1 protein-coding gene is annotated in these 1,047 nt (G+C 70.9%); it reads right to left on the bottom strand.

Features of this window, described 5'->3' with window-relative positions:
* Positions 1-1,047: hypothetical protein (locus AB0J09_RS65745; RefSeq protein ID WP_360714755.1), on the bottom strand; the 1,047-nt coding region annotated here is incomplete at both ends.

The raw sequence follows: 1,047 nt of genomic DNA, 5'->3' as shown, positions 1-1,047 counted from the left end.
CGGCGGCGGCCGTGCCCGCGAGGATCAGCAGCGGGATGAGCAGCCAGCCCCCGCCCAGGACCAGCCAGTCGATGTCGAATCCGGGCTCGGGCTCCACCAGGGCGGCGGCTCCGATGGGCATCCAGAGCGACGCGACGGCGGCGGCCACCACCGCGAGCGTGGCCCCCGCGACCGCGGCGAGGAACGGGCCGGCGGACGCGGCGGTGATGGCCTGCCGGGGTGTCATCCCGACCGCTCGCAACAGCCGCAGGTCCGCCATGGTCGCCGCCGTGTAGCGGGCGATCGACTGGCCGATGAGCACGATGGCCGCGGCCAGCGCGGCCAGCCCGAAGCTCAGCAGCGAGGCGGCCTCGACGTGGTTCAGGTTGCGGGCCGGCACGGTGGACTTCAGCTCCCAGTCCCAGATGTCGATGTCGCTGCGCTTGCTGACGACGGTCAGGTCGTGGCGGAACGCCTCCAGCCCCGCGCGGCCGTCCTTCAGCCGTACGAGCGCGTTGATGTTGCCCTGGGTGCCGAGGAAGTTCTCCTTGTACGTGTTGTACAGAGCGGGTGTGGGCACGACGACTCCCTTGTCGCCGACGACCTTGTCGGAGAACCAGGGTGACCGGACGACGCCGACGATGGTCGCCGGGATGCGGGGACCCTCGGGCGGCTCGGACGCGAGATCGTACTCATCACTGGCCGCCTGCGCCTTGGACATCAGCTCCAGCGTGATCTTGTCGCCCACCTTCTTGTGGTAGGTGACCAGGAACTGGGAGCTGACCATCACCTCGTCCACCCTGTCGGGCCGCGCCATGCGTCCTTCGATCACCACCGGGCGCTCGATGGTGTTCAGCGCGTTCCCGTCGACGGGCGGGAAGGAGGAGATCTCGTCGGAACCGGGGATGCCCGCCACCCCGAACCCGGACACCGGGAACTGGGTCAGCGTCTCGACCTCGGGCAGCGCCGCCACGGCCGCCCAATCGAAGCCCGGCTGGTTGGGCAGCACGACGACGGTGAGCGGCAGCGTGCGCGCGGCCAGCCGGTCGATCGCGGTGTCGCCGCGCC

It is taken from the genome of Nonomuraea sp. NPDC049784 (assembly GCF_040659615.1).
Taxonomy (GTDB): Bacteria; Actinomycetota; Actinomycetes; order Streptosporangiales; family Streptosporangiaceae; genus Nonomuraea.
The sequence above is the reverse complement of the archived record's forward strand: the minus strand, read 5'-3'. Positions and strand labels throughout refer to the sequence as shown.